The 24608-nt window shown below is 70.6% G+C and carries 22 protein-coding genes, 4 tRNA genes and 1 pseudogene; 14 read left to right on the top strand and 13 right to left on the bottom strand.

The features are described from left to right. The first annotated feature begins 31 nt into the window (after positions 1–31). Positions 32–106: transfer RNA gene (locus SSP08S_RS42865), tRNA-Asp, on the top strand. Between the two features lie 468 nt (positions 107–574). Then, positions 575–751 carry a DUF6274 family protein gene (locus SSP08S_RS63850; RefSeq protein WP_245608065.1) on the top strand — a complete coding sequence of 59 codons (177 nt, stop codon included), beginning with the start codon at positions 575–577 and terminating at the stop codon, positions 749–751. Positions 752–1152: 401 nt separating this feature from the next. Here SSP08S_RS63850 and bldC read toward each other — a convergent pair whose 3' ends face one another. Together bldC and SSP08S_RS42855 are read right to left on the bottom strand one after the other, a co-directional pair. Then, positions 1153–1359 (bottom strand): developmental transcriptional regulator BldC, encoded by a 207-nt coding sequence (gene bldC / locus SSP08S_RS42860; RefSeq protein ID WP_003949541.1) that lies wholly within the window; start codon positions 1357–1359, stop codon positions 1153–1155. A 511-nt stretch (positions 1360–1870) separates the two neighbouring features. Beyond that, positions 1871–2716, bottom strand: a complete 846-nt coding sequence (locus SSP08S_RS42855; protein ID WP_019073814.1) for a DUF8083 family protein — start codon at positions 2714–2716, stop codon at positions 1871–1873. 222 nt (positions 2717–2938) lie between these two features. Here SSP08S_RS42855 and SSP08S_RS42850 point away from each other — a divergent pair, with 222 nt between their 5' ends. Beyond that, positions 2939–4030: a Leu/Phe/Val dehydrogenase gene (locus tag SSP08S_RS42850; protein ID WP_019073813.1), complete on the top strand. Its 1092-nt coding sequence runs from the start codon at positions 2939–2941 to the stop codon at positions 4028–4030. A gap of 275 nt (positions 4031–4305) precedes the next feature. Beyond that, positions 4306–4563 (top strand): DUF3073 domain-containing protein, encoded by a 258-nt coding sequence (locus SSP08S_RS42845; RefSeq protein ID WP_019061825.1) that lies wholly within the window; start codon positions 4306–4308, stop codon positions 4561–4563. 129 nt (positions 4564–4692) lie between these two features. On the opposite strand, the gene purM is transcribed toward SSP08S_RS42845, so the two are convergent. From purM to SSP08S_RS42830, 3 genes are all read right to left on the bottom strand, one after another. Continuing rightward, positions 4693–5766 carry a phosphoribosylformylglycinamidine cyclo-ligase gene (purM, locus tag SSP08S_RS42840; protein WP_019073811.1) on the bottom strand — a complete coding sequence of 358 codons (1074 nt, stop codon included), beginning with the start codon at positions 5764–5766 and terminating at the stop codon, positions 4693–4695. 33 nt (positions 5767–5799) lie between these two features. Beyond that, positions 5800–7329, bottom strand: coding sequence for an amidophosphoribosyltransferase (purF, locus tag SSP08S_RS42835; RefSeq protein ID WP_019073810.1), 1530 nt, complete (start codon positions 7327–7329; stop codon positions 5800–5802). Positions 7330–7517: 188 nt separating this feature from the next. Then, positions 7518–8315 (bottom strand): maleylpyruvate isomerase family mycothiol-dependent enzyme, encoded by a 798-nt coding sequence (locus tag SSP08S_RS42830; protein WP_019073809.1) that lies wholly within the window; start codon positions 8313–8315, stop codon positions 7518–7520. Positions 8316–8687: 372 nt separating this feature from the next. On the opposite strand from SSP08S_RS42830, the gene SSP08S_RS42825 reads away from it, so the two are divergent. Beyond that, a complete protein-coding gene (locus SSP08S_RS42825) occupies positions 8688–9806 on the top strand; it encodes an FAD-dependent oxidoreductase (protein ID WP_019073808.1) in 1119 nt (372 codons plus the stop codon). A 68-nt stretch (positions 9807–9874) separates the two neighbouring features. Here the strand turns inward: SSP08S_RS42825 and purL are convergent, their stop codons facing one another. Genes purL through purS form a run of 3 tightly spaced genes read right to left on the bottom strand, consistent with a single transcriptional unit; the run spans position 9875 to position 13070 of the window. After that, a complete protein-coding gene (gene purL / locus SSP08S_RS42820; protein WP_019073807.1) occupies positions 9875–12133 on the bottom strand; it encodes a phosphoribosylformylglycinamidine synthase subunit PurL in 2259 nt (752 codons plus the stop codon). Then, the gene (gene purQ, locus SSP08S_RS42815; protein ID WP_019073806.1) at positions 12130–12810 is read right to left on the bottom strand and encodes a phosphoribosylformylglycinamidine synthase subunit PurQ; all 681 of its coding nucleotides are present in this window, start codon (positions 12808–12810) and stop codon (positions 12130–12132) included. Before purQ ends, purL begins: the two co-directional genes overlap by 4 nt. Then, on the bottom strand, positions 12807–13070 hold the full coding sequence (gene purS / locus SSP08S_RS42810; protein ID WP_015659417.1) for a phosphoribosylformylglycinamidine synthase subunit PurS: 264 nt from the start codon (positions 13068–13070) through the stop codon (positions 12807–12809). Before purS ends, purQ begins: the two co-directional genes overlap by 4 nt. A gap of 382 nt (positions 13071–13452) precedes the next feature. Between purS and SSP08S_RS42805 the strand changes: the two genes are divergently transcribed. The 9 genes from SSP08S_RS42805 to SSP08S_RS42770 all read left to right on the top strand — a co-directional run bounded on the left by SSP08S_RS42805 (position 13453) and on the right by SSP08S_RS42770 (position 18187). Continuing rightward, entirely contained in the window at positions 13453–13770 is a 318-nt protein-coding gene (locus SSP08S_RS42805) for a histone-like nucleoid-structuring protein Lsr2 (protein WP_019073805.1), read from the top strand. Between the two features lie 135 nt (positions 13771–13905). Then, positions 13906–13977 (top strand) — tRNA-Gly (locus SSP08S_RS42800). Between the two features lie 80 nt (positions 13978–14057). Continuing rightward, a tRNA-Gly gene (locus tag SSP08S_RS42795) sits at positions 14058–14133 on the top strand. Between the two features lie 122 nt (positions 14134–14255). Beyond that, complete coding sequence (locus SSP08S_RS42790) at positions 14256–15194, top strand: ABC transporter ATP-binding protein (protein WP_019073804.1); 939 nt, start codon at positions 14256–14258, stop codon at positions 15192–15194. After that, positions 15191–15967: an ABC transporter permease gene (locus tag SSP08S_RS42785; protein WP_019073803.1), complete on the top strand. Its 777-nt coding sequence runs from the start codon at positions 15191–15193 to the stop codon at positions 15965–15967. Before SSP08S_RS42790 ends, SSP08S_RS42785 begins: the two co-directional genes overlap by 4 nt. 20 nt (positions 15968–15987) lie before the next feature. Then, positions 15988–17283, top strand: a complete 1296-nt coding sequence (locus SSP08S_RS42780) for a sensor histidine kinase (protein WP_051106087.1) — start codon at positions 15988–15990, stop codon at positions 17281–17283. Further along, complete coding sequence (locus SSP08S_RS62135; protein ID WP_158697290.1) at positions 17280–17474, top strand: hypothetical protein; 195 nt, start codon at positions 17280–17282, stop codon at positions 17472–17474. The genes SSP08S_RS42780 and SSP08S_RS62135 overlap by 4 nt, the downstream gene beginning before the upstream one ends. After that, the gene (locus SSP08S_RS42775) at positions 17471–18088 is read left to right on the top strand and encodes a response regulator transcription factor (protein ID WP_019073801.1); all 618 of its coding nucleotides are present in this window, start codon (positions 17471–17473) and stop codon (positions 18086–18088) included. The genes SSP08S_RS62135 and SSP08S_RS42775 overlap by 4 nt, the downstream gene beginning before the upstream one ends. A gap of 23 nt (positions 18089–18111) precedes the next feature. Continuing rightward, positions 18112–18187 (top strand) — tRNA-Gly (locus tag SSP08S_RS42770). Positions 18188–18243: 56 nt separating this feature from the next. Here the strand turns inward: SSP08S_RS42770 and SSP08S_RS42765 are convergent. From SSP08S_RS42765 to SSP08S_RS63845, 5 genes and pseudogenes are all read right to left on the bottom strand, one after another. Then, positions 18244–19143, bottom strand: a complete 900-nt coding sequence (locus SSP08S_RS42765) for a phosphoribosylaminoimidazolesuccinocarboxamide synthase (RefSeq protein WP_019073800.1) — start codon at positions 19141–19143, stop codon at positions 18244–18246. A gap of 70 nt (positions 19144–19213) precedes the next feature. Next, the gene (locus SSP08S_RS42760; protein ID WP_019073799.1) at positions 19214–20731 is read right to left on the bottom strand and encodes a N,N-dimethylformamidase beta subunit family domain-containing protein; all 1518 of its coding nucleotides are present in this window, start codon (positions 20729–20731) and stop codon (positions 19214–19216) included. Positions 20732–20930: 199 nt separating this feature from the next. Continuing rightward, positions 20931–22781 (bottom strand): M48 family metalloprotease, encoded by a 1851-nt coding sequence (locus SSP08S_RS42755; RefSeq protein WP_019073798.1) that lies wholly within the window; start codon positions 22779–22781, stop codon positions 20931–20933. 301 nt (positions 22782–23082) lie between these two features. Continuing rightward, positions 23083–24336, bottom strand: a complete 1254-nt coding sequence (gene purD, locus SSP08S_RS42750; protein WP_019073797.1) for a phosphoribosylamine--glycine ligase — start codon at positions 24334–24336, stop codon at positions 23083–23085. A gap of 130 nt (positions 24337–24466) precedes the next feature. Beyond that, a pseudogene (locus SSP08S_RS63845) lies at positions 24467–24608 on the bottom strand (DNA polymerase III subunit gamma/tau); the annotation flags it as partial.

Genomic DNA, 24608 nt, shown 5'->3' with positions numbered 1-24608 from the left:
GCACAACGCACCATCAAGTGCCGCGAAACCAGGTCCTGTGGAGCAGCTTGGAGTGCTCGCCACCCTGTCAAGGTGGAGGCCGCGGGTTCAAATCCCGTCAGGACCGCAGTGAACGACCAGGGCCCGCACCTCTCCGGAGACGCGGGCCTCACTCGTACCCCCGCCGACACCAACCGCGCTCGCCGCCCTGTCGAGGTGGAAGCCGCGCCCGCGGCGCAGCCGCAATCGGGTACAGCAAATCCCGTCAGGACCGCAGTGAACGACCAGGGCCCGCACCTCTCCGGAGACGCGGGCCTTATTCGTGTCTCCGTCGCCAGTGAACGAGACCCACTTCCTTCGGGGGGTGGGTTTTTCGTGCACACGCGGCGGCGTATCGGCACCGGCCGGCTTCATCCAGCCCGTCCGGCGTTTGAGGACGAGGCCCCTTCAGGGCCGATGGGGGTCTGGGGGCGGAGCCCCCAGGGACGGCACCCCCAGCGACGGCGCCCGGCGCAGACGGCCCCCTTGACGCCGCCGCAGGCGCCCGGTACCCAGAAACCAGGCCCCGTTCCCGCAGGGCCACTGGAGGTGGCGTATGGCGGCTTCGGTCAGGCGTGAGACGCGGGCTCTGCTCCGTGCGCATCTGTCGGCCGCCAGTTCCTACCGCCATGTGACCCGGCACTGTCCGATCTGCCACCGACTGCTGCGGCTGGCCCTGGACTCCCCTCCGTCACCGGAGCCCCAGGACGATCCACCGGACCAACTCCCCTAGCGCACATAGACCATGGGCAACAAGTCCTCTGGCATGTGACGGGTGTCACCGCATAAGTTTTTGAAACGGTGGAACTTAAGACTCACCTACAACTGGTCAATTTAATATGTGCAATTGCACCCCTGTGAGCGATGGTCCACAGGAGATCCGACAGCCCTCCCCAGACTCCGACAAGGTCCCTCACAGGACCCCTCGTGAGGCGCGCACGGAGCCACGACCAGGCACAAAAAAGATCGCGCTGGACCCGGCGGAGTCCAGCGCGATCTACGACGCACCCTGTGTTCACATGTCTAAGAGCGTTGGGCGTGGGCCCTGTTGGGGCAGAACCCGCGTCGCTTGGAGCTGTGCTGTCGGGCGCTTGACCGGTTGGGGGACCAGCCGTTTCGCCCTTATTCAGTTGGTCAGGCTTCGCTGCGCTGCTGCGGAATGCCCGCGAGCAGTGCACGGACCTCCGCCTCGCGGTAACGGCGGTGTCCGCCGAGCGTGCGAATCGAAGTGAGCTTGCCGGCCTTCGCCCACCGCGTGACCGTCTTGGGGTCAACACGGAACATCGTGGCGACCTCAGCCGGGGTCAGCAGCGGCTCGGCATCAGGGGTGCGAGCGGTCATGAGCGGCCTCCTCGGGAGAACCGAACCTTCTCGGTTCTTTCCTCTAAATTCTGCACCTTGACCCGCGTTGCCCGAAATGGCGGACGCGAGTCGAGTCGGTTATAGGACGAACGGCATGTCCTCGGCACTACAACTACACCATCTGTCCAACCGCTACGGCCAAACCGACGGAATTGCCATCCCAGGTGTCCATCAGCGACGGAAGCCGATGGACCATGCCATAACGGACAGTCACACCACTGTGACGATCAGTCACAGGATGATCAGGAGTCATCGAGACCCCCCAAAGCACGCAATGCTGAGATTCCGCCCACAACGGGACGGACAGAGTCCTCCCCGGACTCCTTGTCCTATTTTGGCATGAGGGCGGGCAAGGGGCGCAAGGGATCTGCACGTGCGATCCGTCACCCTTGACATCAATCGTCCGGATCGGGACCTACGTCCCGTGTTGACGAACCGTAAGAATCCTATGCGCACTTGTTCGAAGGTGTCAGCCTCGTCGGCCCGGGCGTCAGTTCGCCGAACGCCGGTCCCGGACCGACCGCCACCGCTCCACGAGCCGCCCGTACGCCTCGCCCGCCGCCGCCCCGTCCCCGGTCCGCAGCGCCTCGATGCCCGCGGCCACGTCCGCCGCCGAGTGGTCGTCCTCCAGCTCGCCGGCCGGCAGGACGTGCACCAGCCCGCCGTAGTCCAGTTCCACCAGCGAACGCGGATGGAACTCCTCCAGCCAGCGCCCCACGTCCACCAGACCGTCGATCAGCGGCCCGTCGTCGATCGCGTCCTTCAGGGTCCGCAGCGCCCGCGCCGTGCGCCGCCGCGCCTGCACCATCGGCGTCCGATAGCGCAGCATCGGCGGATCGTCCCCGGACGCCTTGTCGTAGCGGCGCTCCTCGTCCCCGACGAGCACGAACCAGTTCAGCGGCACCTGCCAGGTCGCCGTCCGGATCCACGGCCGGGCGTCCGGGTTGCGGGCCAGCCAGCGCTCGTAGTCCTGGGTGGCCTGGTGCCGTACGAGCGGCGGCAGTACGGCGTCCAGGACCGACGGCGGAAGTTCCTCCGCGAGGTCTCCCAGGGCCTGCCAGCCGCGCAGCCGGGTGCGCCAGGGGCAGACGCAGACCACGCCGTCGACCTCCACCACGAAGGCGTCGGCGCTCTCGTGCACCGGCACCGCGACCGGCGGGAGGGGCAGCAAGTCGGCCAGCGCGCGGCGGAGTTCGTCCTGGTACGAGGGACGGTCGGGCCGGCGGGCGTAGCGCGCCCAGTGGCCGCGCTCCGGCTCCGGGAAAGCGGCCAGCGGCTCGTAGACCCGCAGATAGGTCGCGTACGGGACGATCACCGAGGACACCTTCTTGGGCACGCCTGCTCCCTCCCCCGCCGACCGTCAGGAAAACCTTCGGAACCCGCTCACAAACGGGCGGGAAAACTATGCAAATCGTCGCACGGCCACCCCCCTTCGGTAGGTGATCCTGAACACTGCACCGATGGCGGCCACACGCAGGCCCTACGCTCGTGCCACGGCACCCGCCACCCCTACGGGGGCCTGTCTCCAACCGCCGCCACTTACCCAGGAGTCACCACAGTGACCGACGTAGACAACGGCGTCCTGCACACCCTGTTCCACTCGGACCAGGGCGGTCATGAGCAAGTCGTGCTCTGCCAGGACCGGGCCAGCGGCCTCAAGGCCGTCATCGCCATCCACAACACCGCGCTGGGCCCCGCTCTGGGCGGCACGCGCTTCTACCCCTACGCGAGCGAGGCCGACGCCGTCGCCGACGCGCTCAACCTCGCCCGCGGGATGTCGTACAAGAACGCCATGGCCGGCCTGGACCACGGCGGCGGGAAGGCCGTGATCATCGGCGACCCGGAGCGCGACAAGACCGAGGAACTCCTGCTCGCCTACGGCCGGTTCGTGGCCTCGCTGGGCGGGCGCTATGTCACCGCGTGCGACGTCGGCACGTATGTCGCCGACATGGACGTCGTCGCGCGCGAGTGCCGCTGGACGACCGGGCGCTCGCCGGAGAACGGCGGCGCGGGCGACTCCTCCGTGCTGACCGCCTTCGGCGTCTTCCAGGGCATGCGGGCCAGCGCCCAGCACCTGTGGGGCGACCCGTCGCTGCGCGGCCGTACGGTCGGCATCGCGGGCGTCGGCAAAGTCGGGCACCACCTGGTGGAGCACCTGCGGGACGAGGGCGCCGAGGTCGTGATCACCGATGTGCGCGAGGAGTCCGTACGACGGATCCTCGACAAGCACCCGGCCGGGGTGCGGGCCGTCGCGGACACCGAGGCGCTGATCCGGGTCGAGGGGCTGGACATCTACGCCCCCTGCGCGCTCGGCGGTGCCCTGAACGACGAGACCGTGCCGGTGCTGACCGCCAGGGTCGTGTGCGGCGCGGCCAACAACCAGCTGGAGCACCCGGGCGTCGAGAAGGACCTCGCCGACCGCGGAATCCTCTACGCGCCGGACTACGTGGTGAACGCCGGCGGTGTGATCCAGGTCGCCGACGAGCTGCACGGGTTCGACTTCGAGCGGTGCAAGGCGAAGGCCGCGAAGATCTTCGACACCACGCTGGCCATATTCGCACGTGCGAAGGACGACGGTATTCCGCCGGCCGCTGCGGCCGACCGGATCGCCGAGCAGCGGATGCACGAGGCGGCCTCGCGGAACAGGTGAGCCGGTACCCGCCGGCGAAGACTTCGAGAGAACTCTCACGTTCGTCGGCGGGTCGCCTGCCAAGAAGTGGTTAAAATCGCGGTTGACCAGCGAGGACAGGGCACCTCGCGGGTCCTGTGGCCCGGCACGTGCTGCGGGCGACGTACCGTATGGGCGCGGGCTCAGGTACCGTGGAAGCCCTACGGACCGGTCTCTCCACGGAGAGTCCGTTCCAGATCATGAACGCGTGTCAAGACTCTGAGGCCACCGAGCCTCGTATCCGAGGGGGTCGAGCCATGGGGCGCGGCCGGGCAAAGGCCAAGCAGACGAAGGTCGCCCGCCAGCTGAAGTACAGCAGCGGCGGGACTGACCTCTCGCGTCTGGCCAATGAGCTGGGCGCTTCGACTTCGAGCCAGCCGCCGAATGGCGAGCCGTTCGAGGACGACGACGAGGAAGAAGACGACCCGTACGCTCAGTACGCGGATCTCTATAACGACGACGATGAGGACGAGGACGACGAGTCCGGTCCTCAGTCGCAACGTCGAGGCGCTTGACGCAACAGCGTCCCTCGCAGTTTCCGCATATCCGGAACAACTGCACCTCACCCGGTCCGGGGCAACACCGCCGGACCGGGTTTTGTGCTGCCGTTCGGCAGGCGGCCGCTGTGATCAGACCGCGGCGCTTTAGATCAAATACGTGCCGACCATGGCCGCGCCCGTCGCGTGGTCGCCGCGCTCGGTGATCTCGCCGGCGACCCATGCCTCGACCCCGCGGTCGGCCAGGGTCTCCAGGGCCACGTCCGCCGACTCCTCGGGCACGATCGCGATCATGCCGACGCCCATGTTCAGGGTCTTCTCCAGCTCCAGGCGCTCGACCCGGCCCGTCTTCCCGACGAGGTCGAAGATCGGCGCCGGGGTCCAGGTGGAGCGGTCCACGACGGCGTGCAGGCCGTCCGGGATCACCCGGGCGAGGTTCGCGGCCAGTCCGCCGCCGGTGACGTGCGAGAAGGCGTGCACGTCGGTCGTACGGGTCAGCGCGAGGCAGTCCAGCGAGTAGATCTTCGTGGGCACGAGGAGTTCCTCGCCGAGGGTGCGGCCGAGTTCGTCGATCCGCGCCTCCAGGTCCAGGCCGGCCCGGTCGAGCAGCACATGCCGGACGAGCGAGTACCCGTTCGAGTGAAGTCCGGAGGCGGCCATGGCGATGACCGCGTCACCCGTGCGGATGCGATCCGCGCCGAGCAGCCGGTCGGCCTCCACGACGCCCGTACCGGCGCCGGCGACGTCGAAGTCGTCCGGGCCGAGCAGACCGGGGTGTTCGGCGGTCTCGCCGCCCACCAGGGCGCAGCCCGCCAGCACACAGCCCTCGGCGATGCCCTTGACGATGGCCGCGACACGCTCGGGGTGCACCTTGCCGACGCAGATGTAGTCGGTCATGAAGAGCGGCTCCGCGCCGCACACCACGATGTCGTCCATGACCATCGCGACCAGGTCGTGGCCGATCGTGTCGTAGACGCCGAGGCGGCGGGCGATGTCGACCTTCGTGCCGACGCCGTCCGTGGCGGAGGCGAGCAGGGGGCGCTCGAACCGCTTGAGGGCGGAGGCGTCGAAGAGCCCGGCGAAGCCGCCGAGGCCGCCGAGGACCTCGGGGCGCTGGGTCTTCTTCACCCACTCCTTCATGAGTTCTACGGCGCGGTCGCCGGCGTCGATGTCGACACCGGCAGCCGCGTAGGAGGCACCGGAAGCGGGACTCTCAGACATTGCCTGGGATCTTTCGGGTTGGCGATACGGGGCTTACGGGCGACGGATCGCGTCGGCCGCGGCCGTGGCGGCCGGACCGGCCGCCAGCTCGGTCTCCAGGAGCTGCTTGCCGAGCAGCTCGGGGTCCGGGAGGTCCATCGGGTACTCGCCGTCGAAGCAGGCGCGGCACAGGTTCGGCTTGGCGATGGTGGTCGCCTCGATCATGCCGTCCAGGGAGATGTACGACAGGGAGTCGGCGCCGAGCGAGGTGCCGATCTCGTCGATGGTCATGCCGTTGGCGATGAGTTCCGCGCGGGTGGCGAAGTCGATGCCGAAGAAGCAGGGCCACTTCACGGGCGGCGAGGAGATCCGGATGTGGACCTCGGCTGCCCCGGCCTCGCGGAGCATGCGCACCAGCGCCCGCTGGGTGTTGCCGCGCACGATCGAGTCGTCGACGACGACCAGGCGCTTGCCCTTGATGACTTCCTTCAGCGGGTTCAGCTTCAGGCGGATGCCGAGCTGCCGAATGGTCTGCGAGGGCTGGATGAACGTACGGCCGACATAGGCGTTCTTCACCAGGCCGGCGCCGAACGGGATGCCGGAGGCCTCCGCGTAGCCGATCGCGGCCGGGGTGCCGGACTCCGGAGTCGCTATGACCAGATCGGCCTCTACGGGAGCTTCTTTGGCGAGTTTCCGGCCCATCTCCACACGGGAGAGGTACACGTTCCGCCCGGCGATGTCGGTGTCGGGGCGGGCCAGATAGACGTACTCGAAGACACAGCCCTTGGGCTTCGCTTCCGCGAATCGGGAGGTGCGCAGGCCGTTCTCGTCGATGGCGACGAACTCGCCCGGCTCGATCTCGCGGACGTAGGCGGCGCCGCAGATGTCGAGGGCGGCGGACTCGGAGGCGACGACCCAGCCGCGCTCCAGGCGGCCGAGGACCAGCGGGCGGATGCCCTGGGGGTCGCGGGCCGCGTAGAGGGTGTGCTCGTCCATGAAGACGAGCGAGAAGGCGCCCTGGACCTGCGGGAGGACCGCGTGGGCGGCCTCCTCGATGGTCAGCGGCTTGCCGTCGAGGTCCTCCTGGGCGGCGAGCAGGGCCGTCAGGAGGTCGGTGTCGTTGGTCGCGGCCACGCGCGGGGTGCGGCCGCCCTCCTTCTTGGGGAGGTCGGCGACCATCTCCGCGAGCTGGGCGGTGTTGACCAGGTTGCCGTTGTGGCCGAGCGCGATCGAACCGTGCGCGGTGGCGCGGAACGTCGGCTGGGCGTTCTCCCACACGGAGGCGCCGGTGGTCGAGTAGCGGGCGTGACCGACCGCGATATGACCCTGGAGCGAACCGAGCGAGGTCTCGTCGAAGACCTGCGAAACGAGGCCCATGTCCTTGAAGACGAGGATCTGGGAGCCGTTGCTGACCGCGATTCCCGCGGATTCCTGGCCTCGATGCTGGAGGGCGTAGAGCCCGAAGTAAGTGAGCTTGGCGACCTCTTCACCGGGAGCCCAGACTCCGAAGACGCCACAAGCGTCCTGGGGTCCTTTCTCGCCGGGGAGCAGATCATGACTGAGTCGACCGTCACCACGTGGCACGGCACCGAGTGTAGGCGAGATCGACCACTGGTCCGAATTCGGGATACACGCCTGCAATGGATCACTCGCCGACGCCACCGCCCTCACCAGCGAAAACGCGGAAAGCGACGCTACGACGGCCCCGCCGCCCGCTCTACGAGGTGAGCGGTCGCACATCCTGCCGCGCCCCGACCGCCCCCGAACCGCACTCAGGACATGATCGGCAACAGCCCCCCGAGGTCGGCCCGCTCCCCACTGGCCCTGACCTTCGCCTCTTCCACGGCGTCCTTCCACGACGTCCGCCCGGTCGCGAGCCGGATCCAGGTCAGCGGGTCGGTCTCCACGACGTTGGGCGGGGTGCCGCGGGTGTGCCGGGGCCCTTCGACGCACTGCACGACGGCGTACGGCGGGATCCGCACTTCCGTCGAACCCCCCGGCGCCTTCACCGCGAGCGCGTCGGCCAGCAGCCGGGTGCAGGCGGCGAGGGCCTGGCGGTCGTAGGGAATGTCGAGGCCGGGGGCGGCGGCGTTCAGGTCGTCGGTGTGGACGACGAGTTCTACGGTGCGGGTGACGAGGTAGTCGGCGAGGGGCATGGCGCCGACGTTGGTTTCGAGGAGCCGGGTGCCGGGGTGGGCGTCCAGGTGCCCGGTGAGGGTCTGCTCGATGTCGGCGAGGTAGGTGCCGAGGTCGGGGTTCCGCTCGGCGAGTCGGTGGGCCAGGTCGGCGAGGGCGTCGGAGCTGGCGGAGGTCGCGAACGGCCAGTCGAGTAGGGCGGCGTCCGGCGCGCCGGGCTCCGGCCGGTCGAGGAAGCGTCCGATCGCGGAGAGCGCGGCCCCGATGTGCGCGACGAGTTCCCGCACGGTCCACTCCCCGAGCCGGGTCGGCAACGCGAACTGCTCGGGGCCGAGGCCCGCCACCGCCTCCCGTACGTTCCCGAACTGGGCGAGCACCGCGGTGCGGGTCTTCGCCGGGTCATAGGTGCGGGCACGCTTCTTGGCCGTGGGCATGGCGGGGAGCCTAGTGGGTGTCGGGGGGCGGTCTCATCGCGGTTTTCGCGCGTGGTCGCCGAGTCCGTGCTCCACCGACGCGCAGGAGCGCCCGGTTCGTTCGGGGCTTCGGCCGTGACCGCGATGGTCGGTTCGCCGGCGTCGATACGACGGGAGTGCTCCTCGATCAGGGCGTTGCGCGCGGCGCTGATCACGGTGGCGGCGGTCGTGACGGGCATCAAATCGCGGGTCTCCTCCGCCAGGAGGACGCCGTATCGGCGTTCTGTCGGAGGTGTCGGCGGCGCGTCGGCGGGCTGTCGGTGCCGCGTTGAAACCTGACGGGGATCCCACCGGACAGCCGTCCGGCAGGCCCGTCGCACGCAAGGAATCGTCATGACCACGCACGTCACGATCATCGGCGCCGGACTCGGCGGACTGACCCTCGCCCGTGTCCTGCACGTCCACGGCATACCGGCCACGGTCTACGAGGCGGAGGCCTCGCCGATGGCCCGGATGCAGGGCGGCATGCTCGACATCCACGACTACAACGGCCAACTCGCCCTGGAGGAAGCCGACTTGCTGGAGGAGTTCCGCGCCATCGTCCTGCCGGGGCGGCAGGCGACCCGCGTCCTCGCCCCGGACGGCACCGTCCTGCTCGACAACCCGGACGACGGCACGGGCCGCCGCCCCGAGGTGCAGCGCGGCGAACTGCGGCAGATCCTGCTCGACTCGCTCCCGGCCGGCACCGTGCGGTGGGGACACAAGGTCACCGGGGTGCGCGGTCTCGGCGAGGGCCGACACGAGGTGGTCCTCGCGGACGGCGGGACCGTCGTCACCGGTCTGCTCGTCGGCGCGGACGGCGCCTGGTCCCGCGTACGGCCGCTGCTGTCCGACGCCACCCCGGAGTACTTCGGCCGCACCTTCGTCGAGACCTACCTCTACGACGCCGAGACCCGGCATCCCGCCGCCGCGAAGGCGGTCGGCGGCGGATCGCTGTTCGTGTTCGACAAGGGCACGAGCAGGCAGTGGATCGCGGCCCACCGCGAGAGCGGCGAGACGCTGCACGCCTATATGACGCTGGCCAGGCCGCTGGAGTGGTTCGACGGCATCGACTTCACCGACGCCGCCGCGGCCACCGCGCGCATCGCCGCGGAGTTCGAGGGCTGGGCCCCCGAGATCACCGCCCTGATCACCGACAGCGACACCGCTCCGGTCCTGCGCCCCCTCAACTCCCTGCCGATCGGCCACCGTTGGGAACGGCTCCCGGGAGTGACCCTGGTCGGTGACGCCGCCCACCTCGCGCCGCCGGACGGCGAGGGCGCCAACCTCGCCATGCAGGACGGCGCCGAACTCGCCCTGGCCATCGCCGCGTACCCGGACGACATCGAGCGGGCGCTCACCGCATACGAGGAGGCACTGTTCCCCCGTAGCGCCACAGCCGCCGCCGAGGCCGTGGCCACCAACGAGGCCATCGGTACGGACCCGTTCGCCTTCTTCGACCAGGAGGGCTGACAGACGAAAGCGTCCGTGGAGCGGTCATCACCGTGACCGCGTCCACGGACGCTTTCCCCACCCGTGCGCTACGCCAGCAGCGCCGGGATCGTCCCCTCGTGGGCCTCGCGCAGTTCCGCCAGGGAGAGCGCGAACTCGCCCTGGACGTCCACCGAGTCGCCGTCGACGACACCGATGCGCGTGACCGGGAGGCCCCGGGCGCCGCACATGTCGTTGAAGCGGAGTTCCTCCGAGCGCGGGACGGCGACGACCGCGCGGCCCGCCGACTCCGAGAAGAGGAAGGTGAACGCGTCCAGGCCGTCCGGGACGATCAGGCGTGCGCCCTTCTCGCCCAACAGGGCCGATTCCACGACCGCTTGGATCAGACCGCCGTCGGACAGGTCGTGCGCCGAGTCGATCATGCCGTCGCGGGAGGCGGAGATCAGGATCTCGGCGAGGAGGCGTTCGCGCTCCAGGTCGACCTTCGGGGGCAGGCCGCCGAGGTGGTCGTGGACGACCTGGGACCAGGCCGAGCCGCCGAACTCCTCGCGGGTGTCGCCGAGGAGGTACAGGAGCTGGCCCTCCTCCTGGAACGCCACCGGCGTGCGGCGCGCCACATCGTCGATCACGCCCAACACCGCGACCACCGGGGTCGGGTGGATGGCGACGTCGCCCGTCTGGTTGTAGAGCGAGACGTTGCCGCCCGTCACCGGGGTGCCCAACTGCTGGCAGGCGTCGGCGAGTCCACGGATGGCCTCCGCGAACTGCCACATGACCGCCGGGTCTTCGGGCGAACCGAAGTTCAGGCAGTCGGAGACCGCGAGGGGCTTCGCGCCCGTGGTCGCCACGTTGCGGTAGGCCTCCGAGAGTGCCAACTGCGCGCCCGCGTAAGGGTCGAGCTTCGCGTACCGGCCGTTGCCGTCCGTCGCGATGGCCACCCCGAGGCCGGTCTCCTCGTCGATGCGGATCATGCCCGAGTCCTCGGGCTGCGCCAGCACCGTGTTGCCCTGCACGAAGTGGTCGTACTGCGAGGTGATCCACTTCTTCGACGCCTGGTTCGGGGACGACACCAGGGCCAGGACCTGGGACTTGAGTTCCTCCGAAGTCCCGGGCCGGGCAAGCTTGTTGGCGTCGTCCGCCTGGAGCGCGTCCTGCCAGGACGGGCGGGCGTACGGGCGCTCGTAGACCGGGCCGTCGTGCGCGACCGTGCGCGGGTCGACGTCCACGATCTTGCCGCCGTGCCAGAAGATCTCCAGCCGGTCGCCGTCGGTCACCTCGCCGATGACCGTGGCGATGACGTCCCACTTCTCGCAGATCTCCAGGAAGCGGTCGACCTTCGACGGCTCGACCACCGCGCACATGCGTTCCTGCGACTCGCTCATGAGGATTTCCTCGGGCGAGAGCGTGGAGTCACGGAGGGGTACGTCGTCCAGGGTCACCGTCATGCCGCCGGAGCCGTTGGACGCCAACTCGCTTGTGGCGCAGGAGAGTCCGGCCGCGCCGAGGTCCTGGATGCCCACGACCAGCTTCTCGGCGAACGCCTCGAGCGTGCACTCGATCAGCAGCTTCTCCTGGAAGGGGTCGCCCACCTGGACCGCCGGGCGCTTCGACGGCTTCGCGTCGTCGAAGGTCTCGCTCGCCAGGATCGACGCGCCGCCGATGCCGTCGCCGCCCGTGCGGGCGCCGTAGAGGATGACCTTGTTGCCCGCGCCGGAGGCCTTCGCGAGGTGGATGTCCTCGTGCCGCATGACGCCGATGGCACCGGCGTTGACCAGCGGGTTGCCCTGGTAGCAGGCGTCGAAGACGACCTCGCCGCCGATGTTCGGCAGGCCCAGGCAGTTGCCGTAGCCGCCGATGCCCGCGACCACGCCCGGGAGGACGCGCTTGGTGTCGGGGTGGTCGGCCGCGCCGAAGCGCAGGGGGTCCACCACGGCGACCGGGCGGGCGCCCATGGCGATGATGTCGCGCACGATGCCGCCGACGCCCGTGGCCGCGCCCTGGTAGGGCTCGACGTAGGACGGGTGGTTGTGCGACTCCACCTTGAAGGTGACCGCGTAGCCCTGGCCGACGTCGACCACGCCCGCGTTCTCGCCGATGCCGACGAGCAGGGCGTCGGACTGGGGGGCCTTCTCGCCGAACTGGCGGAGGTGGACCTTGGAGGACTTGTAGCTGCAGTGCTCGGACCACATGACCGAGTACATGGCGAGCTCGGCGCCGGTCGGGCGGCGGCCGAGGATCTCGACCACGCGCTCGTACTCGTCCTTCTTCAGGCCGAGTTCGGCCCAGGGCAGCTCGACGTCGGGGGTCTCGGCCGCGTGCTCGACCGTGTCCAGAGGCGTCCGGCTCATGCGTTGACCAGCTTCTTGAGGATCGAGGTGAAGAAGGGAAGGCCGTCCGTGCGGCCGGACCCGATCAGCGGCTCGACCGCGTGCTCGGGGTGCGGCATGAGGCCTACGACGTTCCCGGCGGCGTTCGTGATGCCGGCGATGTCGCGCAGCGAGCCGTTCGGGTTCACGTCCAGGTAGCGGAAGACGACACGGCCCTCCGCCTCCAGCTCGTCGAGCGTGTGCTCGTCGGCGACGTAGCGGCCGTCCATGTTCTTCAGCGGGATGTGGATCTCCTGGCCGGCGGTGTAGTCACCGGTCCAGGACGTGTCCGCGTTCTCCACCCGCAGTTTCTGGTCACGGCAGATGAAGTGCAGGTGGTTGTTGCCGAGCATCGCGCCGGGGAGGAGGTGCGCCTCGGTGAGGATCTGGAAGCCGTTGCAGATACCGAGGACGGGGAGTCCCGACTTCGCCTGCTCGATGACCGTCTCCATCACCGGCGAGAAGCGGGAGATGGCACCCGCGCGCAGATAGTCGCCGTAGGAAAAACCGCCCGGGAGGACTACCGCGTCGACCTGGTGGAGGTTCTTGTCCTTGTGCCAGAGGGCGACCGGTTCGGCGCCGGCGAGGCGGATCGCGCGCTGGGTGTCCCGGTCGTCGAGGCTGCCCGGGAAAGTGACGACGCCAATACGAGCGGTCACTTCGCGGCCTCCGCGACTTCCTCCACCTTGACGGTGAAGTCCTCGATCACGGTGTTGGCGAGGAAGGATTCCGCAAGATCGTGGATGCGGGCGAGCGCGGCCTCGTCGACCGGGCCGTCAACTTCCAGTTCGAATCGCTTTCCCTGACGTACGTCGGAGATGCCTTCGAAACCCAGGCGCGGCAGCGCACGCTGGACCGCCTGGCCCTGGGGGTCGAGGATCTCCGGCTTGAGCATGACGTCGACTACGACGCGTGCCACTGGCACTCCCGGTGTTGTGGTGCTGAGCGTGTTCCTGCGGGTCTTCGACAGGTGTCTTCAGACTACCCGCACAAAATTTCTACGCGGGTAGAGTTGTAGGAATCTACGTGAGGACCGTCACGATCCGGCATCGGGTGGGGGTCTTCACGAAAAGTTCAGGGAAAGATCCCGGATCGATCCCGGTTCACTATTGCGCGGAGACACGCGGGAAGATTTAGTCGGGCTTCACATTGCATTGCCGGGCACTGTACAAATGAATTGGCAATAGCCGATACTTTGCCCATTAACAGGCGGACAGTCGACATCTCCGCACCTCCGTGGCGTCTCCGTGCGCCCTCGCGGATAGTGCGGTTTCAGGTGTCGCACGAAGGGACCGATATTCGTGGCGCAGAAGGTCGTGGTCACTCTCTTTGACGACATCGACGGCTCGGAAGCGGCGGAGACGATCGCCTTCGGACTCGACGGCAAGTCGTACGAGATCGACCTGAATCAAGCCAATGCCAAGAAACTGCGTAAGGCGCTCGCGCCGTACGTGGACGCAGGTCGCAAGCGGTCGAGGTCGGGCAAGGCCTACCGCCAGACCGAGGTGGCCCCCGACCCGGCGGCCGTCCGCGCCTGGGCACAGGCGAACAAGATGGACGTACCGGCCCGCGGACGCATCCCCAAGAAGGTCTACGAGGCGTTCGCCGCCGCGCAGTAGCCGGACCGCGCGGTTCCCCCGACGACCGGTCACCGGGCCCTCGGGGGAACCGACTTGCGCAGCACCCCTCCTGGTCAGCTAGAGTTCGGAGCACGCCGAGGGGCGAGGCCGAAAGGCCCAGCTCACGGAGTACATGCGGGTGTAGTTCAGTAGCAGAACATCCCCCTTCCAGGGGGAAGGCGCAGTGTGCAATTCCTGTCACCCGCTCTGCATCGCCGTCCGGACCACTCTGGTGGATCGGGTAGGCTGGTGCTCGCGCCGATCGGTGAGAGCCGGTCGGAGGCAATGCGGACGTAGCTCAGTTGGTAGAGCGCAACCTTGCCAAGGTTGAGGTCGCCAGTTCGAACCTGGTCGTCCGCTCCAGAGAAAGCCCCGGTCCACTGGACCGGGGCTTTTGCCGTACCTGGCGTCCGTCTGACATTTGTCATGCCGAGTGATGACACCGGACACTGCCGCCGCGCCTCCGCCGCCGGGACGCTGGAGCCATGGACACCAACGAACACGAACACGTGATTGAGGTCACCGACCTACGCCGTGTGTACGGGGGCGGGTTCGAGGCTGTGCGGGGGATCACATTCTCCGTGCGGCGCGGAGAGGTCTTCGCTCTGCTCGGCACCAACGGCGCCGGCAAGACCTCGACCGTCGAGGTGCTGGAGGGGCTCGCGGCGCCGTCCGGCGGCCGGGTGCGGGTCCTCGGCCACGATCCCCACACCGAGCGGGCCGCCGTACGGCCGCGGACCGGGGTGATGCTCCAGGAGGGCGGCTTTCCGTCCGAGCTGACCGTCGCCGAGACCGCGCGGATGTGGGCCGGCTGCACGAGCGGGGCGCGGCCGGTGGCGGAGGCGCTCGCGCTGGTCGGGCTTGAGCGGCGGGCCGCCGTACGGGTGAAGCAGTTGTCCGGGGGTGAGCGGCGGCGGCTCGATCTCGCGCTCGCGCTGCTCGGGGAGCCCGAGGTGCTGTTCCTCGACGAGCCGACGACCGGTCTGGACGCCGAAGGGCGCCGGGACACCTGGGAGTTGGTGCGGGCGCTGCGCGACGGCGGGACGACCGTGCTGCTGACCACGCACTACCTGGAGGAGGCCGAGGGGCTCGCCGACCGGCTCGCGATCATGAGCGAGGGGCGGATCGCGGTCACCGGCACTCCGGCCGAGGTGACGGCGGGGCGGCCCTCGCGGATCTCCTTCGAACTGCCCGCCGGGTACTTCGTGGGGGACCTGCCGCCGCTCGGCGAACTGGGGGTCGTCGGGCACGAGGTGGACGGGAGGGTCGTACGGCTGCGGACGCACGAGTTGCAGCGGGCGGCCACCGGTGTGTTGGTGTGGGCCGAGCGGGCGGGGATCGAGCTGCGGCGGCTGGAGATGCGGTCGGCCTCGCTGGAGGAGGCGTTCCTGGGGATCGCGCGGGAGCAGGAGGTGGCCGTATGAACGCCGTGGCGACCACTCCGGCGGGGCGGATGCGGGCGCTCGGGCGGGCCGAGCTGAGCCTGCTCGGGCGGAACCGGAACGCGGTGGTCACGGCGCTGTTCGTGCCGCTGGCGCTGCCGTTCAGTGTGCGGCCCGCGATCGACCAGATGGATCTGAAGGGGGAGGGACTGTCGGTCGGCTCCGTCATGCTGACCGCCGCGATCGGTTTCTCGCTGCTCTTCGCCGTCTACTCGTCCCTCGTCAGCGCCTTCGTCGCGCGCCGGGAGGAACTCGTCCTCAAGCGGCTGCGCACCGGGGAGCTCGGCGACTCCGAGATCCTCGCCGGGACCGCGCTCCCGGCGGTTTGCCTCGGGTTCGTGCAGTCCGTGCTGCTGGCCGCGGCCTGTGTGCTGCTGCTGGACGCCGGGGCGCCCGCGATACCCCAACTCGCCTTCCTGGGGCTGCTGTTCGGCCTCGTCCTGTGCGCCGCGCTGGCGGCTCTCACGGCGAGTGTGACCAGGACGGCGGAGAGCGCGCAGGTGACCGCGCTGCCGGTGGTGCTGGTGTCCATGATGGGCTCCGGGATCATCGTCCCGCTCCAGCTCCTGTCCGACCGGGTCGCCGACGTCTGCCGGTTCCTCCCCCTCTCCCCCGCGATCCGGCTGATCGGCGGCGGCTGGACCGGCGACCTGTCCGCCTACGACGCGCTGACCGCCGTCCTGACCGCTCTGGCCTGGACCGTCCTCGCGGTGTTTGCTGTACGGCGGTGGTTCCGCTGGGAACCGCGGCGCTGACGTACGGAGAGCACCGGATCATGCGGACATCTGGCAGCACGCGCGGCTCCGGCGGCTGGTGGGGGCGGAAGACCACGCCCGCGAAGGTCGAGACGTACACCCGGTGGTCGTTCCACTTCTTCGCGCTGATCGAGGTCGCGGCGGTCGGGCTGCCGCTGTTCGCACAGGTCGGGACGGATGCCGCGAGCTGGATGGCGGTGCTCGTGACCGTGCACGCGCTGCTCTGTTCCGCCACCGCCTCCCGGGCGCTCGACTGGACGCGCGACCTGCGGGCACAGCCCGTACGGCTGCTGTGGTTCCTCGGGGCGGTGACCGCGCTGATCGCCCTCGTCGCGGTCGTCCTGGGGGAGCGGGGTCACGACGACGACCAGGCGCAGGCCGCCGCGACCACGCTCCTGGTGGGCGTGCTGAGCTTCGGCACCGGCACGCTGACGCTCGGGGTGCGTGGTCTGCGGCAGGTCCTCGCGGTGGTGGCGGGCGTGGTCGGCGGAACGCTGGTCCTGCAGCTCGCGCTCGGTGTGGCCGCCGCGACCGCGCTCGTCACCGCGTTCATCGTCCTCATCGCGGGCGGTGGTCTCGCCTTCACCGCTGTCTTCTCCGTCTGGCTCCTCGACGCCGTCTACGAACTCGACGAGGCCCGCGAGACCCGGGCCCGGCTCGCCGTCGCCGAGGAACGGCTCCGGTTCGGGCGCGACCTGCACGACGTCATGGGCCGCAACCTGTCGGTGATCGCGCTGAAGAGCGAACTCGCGGTACAGCTCGCACGGCGCGGGCGGGCCGAGGCCGTGGACCAGATGATCGAGGTGCAGCGGATCGCCCGCGAGTCGCAACGGGAGGTACGCGATGTCGTACGGGGCTATCGCGAGGCCGCGCTCGACGTCGAACTCGCCGGTGCGCAGGGCGTGTTGACCGCCGCGGGCATCGAGTGCGAGGTGACCGGGCAGGCGGCGGGGCTACCGTCCGAGGTCCAGTCGGCCCTCGGCTGGGTGGTCCGCGAGGCGACCACCAACGTCCTGCGCCACGGCAACGCGGGACGCTGCGCGGTCGCGGTCCGGGTGGCGGAGGGGAACGTGGTGCTGACGGTGGAGAACGACGGGGCGACGGCGGTCGGCGGGGGTGTCGGGGACAGTGGCGGGAGTACCGGTTCCGTCGGTGGGGGTATCGGTTCCGGCGGCGGTGGGGCGGGGCTGGTCGGGCTGCGGGAGAGGCTGAGCGCGGTCGGCGGGGAGCTGGAGGCGGGGACTGTGGACGACGACCGGTTCCGGGTGAGGGCGACTGTGCCGCTGCCGGCGGTGGCGGGGGGTGTCGGGTCGTGACCGGGATCGCCGGGCGGCCGGCGGTGTGCGCGAGCGGAGTCATGGTGGGCTCGCTGTCCGCCGCAGGCCGGGGCGACGTTCGCCCGCCGTCGGCCGCGCGCGGAGTCACCACCCGCCCGGCGCCCGCAGCTCGCCGGTTCACCGCCCGCCCGCTGCCCGCCACCACCCCCGTCACCGGAGTCGCGTCATGACCGCCGACGTCGTACGGCTGCTGCTCGCCGATGATGAGCATCTGATTCGGGGGGCGCTGGCCGCGTTGCTCGGGCTTGAGGACGATTTGTTGGTGGTCGCGGAGGCGGCGACCGGGCCCGAGGCGTTGGCCATGGCGCGGGCGCATCGGCCCGATGTGGCCGTACTGGATCTGGAGATGCCGGGGGCGGACGGTGTGAAGGTCGCCACATCGCTGCGGGCCGAACTGCCTGACTGCCAGGTGTTGATCGTGACCGGGCACGGGCGGCCCGGGCATCTGAAGCGGGCGCTCGCGGCGGGGGTGCGGGGGTTCGTGCCGAAGACGGTGAGCGCGCAGCGGCTCGCGGAGATCATCCGTACGGTGCATGCCGGACAGCGGTACGTCGACCCGGAGTTGGCCGCCGACGCCATCTCCGCCGGGGACTCCCCGCTGACCGCGCGCGAGGCCGAGGTCCTGGAACTGGCCGCCGACGGGGCGCCGGTCGCGGAGATCGCCGATCGGGCCGCGCTGTCCCAGGGGACCGTACGGAACTATCTCTCCTCGGCCGCCTCGAAACTCGGTGCCGAGAACCGTCATACGGCAGTGCGTCTCGCACGCGAGCGAGGTTGGGTATAGTTGCTCTCGCGCCACGGCGCAGCGCGGACGTAGCTCAGTTGGTAGAGCGCAACCTTGCCAAGGTTGAGGTCGCCAGTTCGAACCTGGTCGTCCGCTCCAAGTAAGAACCCCGGTCCGGGTGGACCGGGGTTTTTTCGTGCCCCGTTTTTTGGCGGCTAGCTCCAGCTCTGGCCCGTCAGGCGCTCGTACGCCTCGATGTACTTCGCGCGGGTCGCGTCCACGACCTGCTGCGGCAGCGGCGGCGGAGGCTGCTCGCTCTTGCGGTCCCAGCCGGACTCCGGCCCGGTCAGCCAGTCGCGCACGAACTGCTTGTCGTACGACGGCTGCGCGTGCCCCGGCTCCCACTCCTCGGCCGGCCAGAACCGGGAGGAGTCCGGGGTGAGGACCTCGTCGGCGGCGATCAGGGTCTCGCCGTCGAAGCCGAACTCGAACTTGGTGTCCGTGAGGATGATGCCCCGCTCGCGGGCGATGTCCCGGGCGCGGGAGTAGATCGCGAGGGTCGCCTGGCGCAGCTGGGCGGCGGTGTCCGCGCCGACCTGGCGGGCGACCTCCTCGTACGACACGTTCTCGTCGTGCTCCCCTACGGCGGCCTTGGTGGCCGGGGTGAAGATCGGGGCGGGGAGTTCGCTGCCGTCGACCAGGCCCTCGGGGAGGGCGAGGCCGCAGACCGTGCGGGAGGCGTTGTACTCCAGCAGGCCGGAGCCGGTGAGGTAGCCGCGGGCCACACACTCCACCGGGACCATGCGGAGGGACTTGCAGATGAGGGTGCGGCCGGCCCAGTCGGCGGGGGCGCCGGGCGGGAGTTCGGTGCCGAGGACGTGGTTGGGGATCAGGTCGGCGAGCTGGTCGAACCACCAGAGGGAGAGCTGGGTGAGGACACGGCCCTTGTCCGGGATCTCGGTCGGCAGCACCCAGTCGTAGGCGGACAGGCGGTCGCTGGCGACCATCACGAGTTCGCCCGCCTCGTTCTGGTACAGCTCGCGCACCTTGCCGGTGTGGAGGTGCGTCAGGCCCGGGACCTGGAGCGGCTCGGGCTTTTCTACGAATCCGGACACGGGTTCCTCCAGTGGGTCTGTCCAACTGGCTCGATTGTCCCGTATGCGCGGCCGGCCTCCGGTCACGGGGTCAGTCGTGCTTGCAGATGCGGTCCAGGAGGTTGGCGGTGGCGCGCTGGACGCGGGCGTCGACGTGGCCGGGGCGGTCCAGGGCCGGTGACCAGGCGAAGGTGCCGGAGGCGAAGACGAGGGAGCCGGACGGCGCGCGGTAGAGGGAGGTCTCCTGGTGGCGGAGGGCGCCCTCGTTGTCCGTGTACGGGGAGTGGGCGAGCAGGATGCGCTCGTCGTGCGGGGGGAGCTGGGTGCGCGGGAAGTACCGGTCGGCCTCGCCCGCGACCAGGCCCTCGATGCCCTCGCCCTCGGCGGTGCCGGTCGCCTCCCACAGCCAGTGGTCGGCGTTGCGGACGATCAGGGGATGCGGCTCCGGGACCCGGCCGGCGTACTGGATGCCCACCAACTGCTGTTCGGGGCGGTCGACTTCGCGCCACAGCACCGGGCGGCCCGGGCCCCGGCGCTTGCGGCAGGTGAGCAGCCGGTCGGGGACACCGGACGGGGAAGGGGCCAACTCCACTTGCCAGTACATGGTGTTGGCGGAGAGGAAGACGAGGGACGTGCCGTGCTCGCGGGCCAGCTCGACGGTACGGCGCATGGAGGTCGACCAGTACTCGTCGTGGCCCGGGAAGACCAGCCCCCGGTAACGGGTGGGGTCGACATGGCCCGCGTGCAGATCGCGGTGGTCGGCGTAGGCGAGGTCGTAGCCGTAGCGCTCGGCCCAGCGGATGAAGTCGTAGGCGTGGCCCACGTGCAGGGGCAGGCCCGCGCCCGCGTACGGGCGGTCGAAGGAGACCGTGGTCGCGGCCTCGGACTCGCCGAGCAGCCGGCCGTCGGCGTCCCAGGCGTGGTAGAGACTCGCGCCGGTGTGGCCGTCCTCCGGGTAGAGGTTGTAGGCCTGCCAGGTGATGTCCGGCAGGAGGAGCAGCAGGTCGGCGGGGTGGTTGTCGCGGACCGTGAAGGGGATGTGGGAGCGGTAGCCGTCGGCGGTGGTGAGGACGGCTACGTAGGCGCCGATGCTCCAGTAGCTCGGGATCTGCAGCCGCCAGGACAGCCACCAGTGGTGGCAGGAGACCGTGCGGTCGGCGGTGAGCGGCGGGGGCTGGACGATGCCCGAGAGACGGGGGCTGGTGGTGATCTTGGCGGCGCCGTCACCGCCGTAGTGGCCGATTCGGTAGATGTCGACGCCGAACTCCTGGGGCGGGTCGACCGTGACATGGAAGTCGAGGGCCTCGCCGGGTGCGACCGCGCTCGCGTTGGTGAACCCCTTGATCTGGCGGCGCACGTCGTCGGCCGAGCGCGGGCCGCCTCCGGACGCGGAGGCGCGCGGGGCGGGGACCTTGGGGGTGTTCCTGCCGGGGGCGTGCGCCGGGGTCCGGGCGGGGGTCGGGTCCACGTACCAGGGGACCACGTGACCGGTGTCGTCGAAGTAGGTCTCGCTGCCCCGGAGCCACGGGACCGGGCCCTGTCCGAAGGGGTCCGTCACGGCGTGCGCCAGCGCTCCCGACTCCCAGCGGCGGATCTGCTCCGACCCCATGTCGCTCCCCTCCCTCGTGCCCCCGTGCCGGTTCTTCGCCCAACTGTCGTATGCCGCATGCCTTTGCCCGATACCGGACGGCGCACGGGATCGGCCCCAGCACATCACATTAAGCACTCACTCTGTCACTGGTCGTTGCGAATTGACCAAAAGTGGAGCTCTGGGTTCCGATACGCGTGAGGGGTGGTGGGGCGGGACCTCAGACGAGGCGTACCGGCTTCTCCGGGCGTATGCCCAGGTCGATCAGCCAGGCCCGCAGCGGGGCCGGGTCGCCGTCCTCCACGAGGCTGAGGACCCTCGGGGCGAGGTCGGCCGCTCTCGTGCCGTTGACGAGCAGGGTGGGGCCGTCGAGCCAGTCGAGGCCGGGAGTCGCGCCGGCCGTGTCCATCGCGGCGCAGCACACCATCGCCGTGACGTGATCGGCGAGCAACTCCCGTCCGCTGCGCGGCGGTTGGAGCGGGAAGAGGGGCAGCGAGCCGTCGTCCCAGAGCGCGGCGTCGGGCCCCTGCCCGGGCGGGGCCGAACCGGTCGCCGGGGTCGCCGCCTCCTCGCGCGCCAGCTCCGCGGTGAGCCCGGCGGCGAGGGCCGCGCTGTGCGGCGAGCAGCTTTCGCCGAGCTCTTCGTCGTCGTCGGCGGCCATTGCCTTGTAGGGCTCTGGGGAGCGGGGGGCGGTGTCCGGCTCCGTGGGGGGAGTGGTGACGGTCGGGCCGGTCGCGTAGCGCTCGTCGTCCGCGTCCGACTCCGCGTACCGGCCGGAGGCGTCCGCCGCCGGGTCCGTCAGGTGGTCCACCACCCGGGCCAGGGTCGGGGCGTCGTGGTGCGGGGTGACGGGGTCGGGCGACCGGCGGACGCCGAGGGTGTCCAGGACGCGGTGGAGGCGGGCCGCGTCGGTGCGCCAGGTGCGGTCGACGACCTCCTCCGGGTACTCCTGCCAGTCCACCGGCGCCCAGTCGGGACCGGCCTCGGCCGGGCCGCCGTGGAAGAGGCGGGCGGCCAGCAGCGAGGTCGCCTCGTCGATCGTGCCGGGCTCCTCGAGCAGGTCGCAGGCGGGGCGCTCGCCGAGCCGGGAGGCGAAGCCCTCGGCCAGCCGGTCCCGGCGGGACAGCTCCGTGAGCGCCGCGACGACGCCCGCGTCCAGCCGGGACGGCCAGCGGCCCATCCGCCACGCGGGCAGCGCGACCCGGGTCAGCAGCCGGTCCCAGCCCGCGTACGCCAGTCCCACCTGCTCCTGGGCGACGATCCGCAGTCCGTAATCCACAGCCTGTGCACGCTCGGCGGCGGCTGCGGCCACCCCCCGCTCCATCTCGGCCGCGTGCACCCGGCAACTGCGCAGCAGCAGCCGCGCCACCCAGCCGACACCGGCGAGCACCGAGCGGAACACGGGACCACGGGGCGCCGAGGCCACGGCCACCGCCGCGTCCAGGCCCCGTACGAAACGGCGGGCCGCGGCTATGTCCGGGTGCGCGGAGGGTCCCGTACCAGCGACGACCGGGGCCAGCACCGCGCGCAGCTCACCGACCCGCATCCACCAGAGGAACGGGGAGCCGATGACAAGGACGGGCGAGGCCGCCGTACGACGGGAGCGCGCCGGGGTGAGGCCGCGTACGCCCGTGATCTCGTCGCGGTCCTCCTGCGGGAGCGGGCCGTGGGCCGGGTGGGTGCGGTCCTCCAGCCAGCTGTCGCAGTCCGGGGTGAGGGCTATCGCGGAGGGCGCGGGGACGTCGAGGCGGTCGGCCAGGTCGCGCACCATGCGGTACAGGTCGGGGGCCGACTCCTCGGCGATCGCGACCGTAGGGCTCACGGCTGGGCGGGAGCGCGCCACGACCAGCGCGATCGCGCCGGCCGCGAGCAGCACGAGGACCGCGGTCACGCCCATGATCCAGCGGGCGAGGTCCCAGCCCCGGCCCACGAGATGGCCGGTGGAACCGCCGGCGAGCAGGATCACCGCGACGGCGGCGGGCAACAGGGCGACGGCCAGCGCGCGGCTGCGGATGCGCAGCACGGCCAAGGCCCGGGAACGCGCCGCCTGCGCGCCCGCCTCCACACCCATACCGGTCACGACCGGACCTCACCCCCTCCGTGCTGTCCCGCTCTGCTGGCGTTGCTCACTCCCCCACTGTGGCACCCGCCACTGACATCGCAATGCCGGTGGGCCAAGTGCCGGAACGCTTGCGCCGCACCATAGTTGGGGCCCCGGCCCCCGTCAGCCGGATGGGGCATCGGTCACTCGATGGAATGGCTCAGGGGAAAGGTGGATGACGGAGGGCAAGGGTGAGGGCAAGGATCAGGCCCCGAATCCTGAGACGGGATCGGGGCCTGTGGGGTTCATCGGTGCGCGGGAGCGCTTGGGGTTACTCGCCCGTCGCCGCCTTCGCCGCGATGTCCGTGCGGTGCTGGGAGCCGTCCAGGCGGACGCGGGCCACGGCCGCGTACGCACGCTGGCGGGCCTGCGTGAGGTCCGTGCCGGTGGCCGTGACGGACAGGACCCGGCCGCCCGCGCTGACGACCGCGTCACCGTCGTGCCTGGTCCCGGCGTGCAGCACGTACGCGTACGGGGCGTCCTGCGCGGCCACCTCGTCGAGGCCGGTGATCGGGTCGCCGGTGCGCGGGGTGTCGGGGTAGTTGTGCGAGGCGATGACGACGGTGACCGCCGCGTCCTCGCTCCAGCGCAGCGGGGCCAGGTCTTCGAGGGTGCCGTTCGCCGCGGCGAGCAGGACGCCGGCCAGCGGGGTCTTCAGGCGGGCCAGGACCACCTGGGTCTCCGGGTCGCCGAAGCGGGCGTTGAACTCGATGACCCGCACACCGCGCGACGTGATCGCGAGACCGGCGTAGAGGAGGCCGGAGAAGGGGGTGCCGCGGCGCCGCAGTTCGTCGACGGTCGGCTGGAGGACAGACTGGAGTACTTCCTCCACCAGCTTGGGGTCGGCCCACGGCAGCGGGGAGTAGGCGCCCATGCCGCCCGTGTTCGGGCCCTCGTCGCCGTCGAGCGCGCGCTTGAAGTCCTGCGCGGGCTGGAGCGGGACGACGGTCACGCCGTCGGTGATCGCGAAGAGCGACACCTCGGGGCCGTCGAGGAACTCCTCGATGACCACGCGCTCGCAGGCGGCCGCGTGCGCCTTCGCCGCTTCGAGGTCGTCGGTGACGACGACTCCCTTGCCTGCGGCCAGTCCGTCGTCCTTCACGACGTACGGCGCACCGAAGGCGTCGAGAGCCTCCGCGACCTCTTCCGGGGTCGTACAGACATAGGAGCGGGAGGTCGGGACACCGGCCGCCGCCATCACTTCCTTGGCGAAGGCCTTGGAGCCCTCCAGCTGCGCGGCCTCCCCGGAGGGGCCGAAGACCGGGATGCCGACCTCGCGCACGGCGTCGGCGACCCCCGCGACAAGGGGTGCCTCCGGACCGACGACGACCAGCTCGGCACCGAGCTCCGTGGCCAGCGCGGCGACGGCGGCGCCGTCGAGGGCGTCGACCGGGTGCAGCTCGGCGACCTCGGCGATGCCGGCGTTGCCGGGGGCGCAGTGCAGCGCGGTGACGTCGGGGTCGAGGGACAGAGAACGGCACAGGGCGTGTTCGCGGGCGCCGGTACCGATGACAAGGACGTTCACGGGGGTCAGCCTAGGACACGGGGAGGGCGGGGTGGTCCGGGGCGGTGCCGGGGTAGTCGTACGGGGTGGTGTCGGGTGATCGTGCGGGGCGGTGTCGGAGTGCCGACAAGGGCCCCTGCCCGATCGCTCCCTACTCGTTGGTGAACTCCTCCATCACCGTTGCTCCCAGCTCCCGCACGATCAGTTCGTGGCCGGAGAGGGCCGACTCGTCGAGGTCGGGGTCGTCGTCCTCGGGGGTGTCGTCCTCGGCGGAGACCGTGTGGTGAACGGGG

The organism is Streptomyces hokutonensis, from assembly GCF_000376565.1.
In the GTDB taxonomy this organism is placed as follows: Bacteria; Actinomycetota; Actinomycetes; order Streptomycetales; family Streptomycetaceae; genus Streptomyces; species Streptomyces hokutonensis.
The sequence above is the reverse complement of the archived record's forward strand: the minus strand, read 5'-3'. Positions and strand labels throughout refer to the sequence as shown.

Coding starts and splice junctions, on each gene's coding strand:
- SSP08S_RS63850 (WP_245608065.1), top strand. CDS start 575: ATGGCGGCTTCGGTCAGGCGTGAGACGCGGGCTCTGCTCCGTGCGCAT.
- bldC (WP_003949541.1), bottom strand. CDS start 1,359: ATGACCGCTCGCACCCCTGATGCCGAGCCGCTGCTGACCCCGGCTGAG.
- SSP08S_RS42845 (WP_019061825.1), top strand. CDS start 4,306: ATGGGGCGCGGCCGGGCAAAGGCCAAGCAGACGAAGGTCGCCCGCCAG.
- purM (WP_019073811.1), bottom strand. CDS start 5,766: ATGTCTGAGAGTCCCGCTTCCGGTGCCTCCTACGCGGCTGCCGGTGTC.
- SSP08S_RS42830 (WP_019073809.1), bottom strand. CDS start 8,315: ATGCCCACGGCCAAGAAGCGTGCCCGCACCTATGACCCGGCGAAGACC.
- SSP08S_RS42825 (WP_019073808.1), top strand. CDS start 8,688: ATGACCACGCACGTCACGATCATCGGCGCCGGACTCGGCGGACTGACC.
- purL (WP_019073807.1), bottom strand. CDS start 12,133: ATGAGCCGGACGCCTCTGGACACGGTCGAGCACGCGGCCGAGACCCCC.
- SSP08S_RS42790 (WP_019073804.1), top strand. CDS start 14,256: ATGGACACCAACGAACACGAACACGTGATTGAGGTCACCGACCTACGC.
- SSP08S_RS42785 (WP_019073803.1), top strand. CDS start 15,191: ATGAACGCCGTGGCGACCACTCCGGCGGGGCGGATGCGGGCGCTCGGG.
- SSP08S_RS42780 (WP_051106087.1), top strand. CDS start 15,988: ATGCGGACATCTGGCAGCACGCGCGGCTCCGGCGGCTGGTGGGGGCGG.
- SSP08S_RS42775 (WP_019073801.1), top strand. CDS start 17,471: ATGACCGCCGACGTCGTACGGCTGCTGCTCGCCGATGATGAGCATCTG.
- SSP08S_RS42760 (WP_019073799.1), bottom strand. CDS start 20,731: ATGGGGTCGGAGCAGATCCGCCGCTGGGAGTCGGGAGCGCTGGCGCAC.
- SSP08S_RS42755 (WP_019073798.1), bottom strand. CDS start 22,781: ATGGGTGTGGAGGCGGGCGCGCAGGCGGCGCGTTCCCGGGCCTTGGCC.